Below are 1,454 nucleotides of genomic sequence, written 5' to 3'. Positions count from 1 at the left end.
AGCGGCTCCACGCCGCCCGCCGCCGGCATCCCGCTCGCCTCCGGCTTCCGCCATGCGGGCCTGGCCGAGCCGGTGCGCTGGCCCGAGGCCGATTGGTGGCGCGGCTTCGGCGCGCCGGAGCTGGACCGGCTGATGGCGCTGGCCATGGCCGGCAATCTCGACCTGGCCCAGGCCGAGGCGCGCATCCGCCAGGCCGACGCCTCGCTGCGCATCGCCGGCGCATCGCTGCTGCCCAGCCTGGATGCCGGCGGCAGCGCCGCGCGCCAGCGCAGCGGCGGCGCCGGCCGCGCCACCACCCGCAACAGCTACGCCGCCACCCTCTCGGCCAGCTACGAGGTCGATCTCTGGGGCGGCAACGCGGCGCGGCTGCGCTCGGCCGGGCAGAGCCTGGAGGCGGCGCGCTACAGCGCCGCGGCGCTCGGCATCAGCACCACCGCCTCGCTCGCCAACACCTATTTCGCGCTGCTCGCCGACCGCGAGCGGCTGCGGGTGCAGACCGAGAATGTCGAGGCGGCGCGCCGCGTGCTGGGGGTGATCCGCAGCCAGGTGCAGGCCGGCACCGCGACCGGCCTCGACCTCGCCCAGCAGGAGACGGTGGTGGCGCAGCAGGAGGCGCAGCTGCCGGCGCTGCGCCAGAGCATCGACCAGGGGGTGAACGCCATCGCCCTGCTGGTCGGCCTGCCGCCGGAGCAGGTGCGGGTGGCCGGCGGCGGGCTGGAGGGGCTGCGCGTGCCCCCCGCTTCCCCCGGCCAGCCGGCCGAATTGCTGGCCCGCCGCCCCGATGTGCGGCAGGCCGAGGCCAACCTCGCCGCCGCCCAGGCCAATATCGACGTGGCGCGCGCGGCGCTGCTGCCCAGCCTGACGCTCTCCGCCCAGGGTGGCGTCTCGGGCGCGGTGCTGGGGACGCTGCTGCGGCCGGAGCAGCAGATCTGGTCGGTCGCCGCCAGCCTGGCGCAGAGCGTGTTCGATGGCGGCGCGCGGCGCGGCCAGGTGGCGCTGTCCGAGGCCCAGGCGGAGGAGCTGCTCGGCGCCTATCGCTACGCCATCCTGGACGCGCTGCGCGATGTCGAGGACGCGCTGGTGGCGCTGCGCGAGACCACGGCGCAGGAGGAGGCCTATGCCGAGGCCGCCAGCCGCGCCGCCCGCGCCGCGCAGATCGCCGAGGCGCAGCTGCGGCTCGGCACCATCAACCTGATCACCCTGCTGAACACGCAGCAGACCCTGTTCTCGGCGCGCAACGCGCTGGTGGCGGCGCGGCTGTCCCGGCTGCAGGCCGCCACCGGCCTGTTCCGCGCCCTGGGCGGCGGCTGGCGCTGACACCGGACCGACCGATACCCGCATGGCCCGCACACGAACCCTCCTCCTCCTCCTCGGCCTCGCCGCGCTCGGCGCCGGAGGCTACTACTACTGGCAGAACCGGCAGGCGGCGCCCGCCGGCCAGGGCGCCGGCCCCA

The 1,454-nt window shown here is 76.6% G+C and carries 1 protein-coding gene; it reads left to right on the top strand.

The annotated features are described in order from the left end of the window. Positions 1-1,317 (top strand): efflux transporter outer membrane subunit (locus HMPREF0731_RS10975; protein WP_007004188.1); only part of this gene is annotated, 1,317 nt, incomplete at its 5' end. Positions 1,318-1,454: the final 137 nt, after the last annotated feature.

Origin of the sequence: Pseudoroseomonas cervicalis ATCC 49957 (assembly GCF_000164635.1) — a bacterium.
In the GTDB taxonomy this organism is placed as follows: Bacteria; Pseudomonadota; Alphaproteobacteria; order Acetobacterales; family Acetobacteraceae; genus Pseudoroseomonas; species Pseudoroseomonas cervicalis.
The sequence above is the reverse complement of the archived record's forward strand: the minus strand, read 5'-3'. Positions and strand labels throughout refer to the sequence as shown.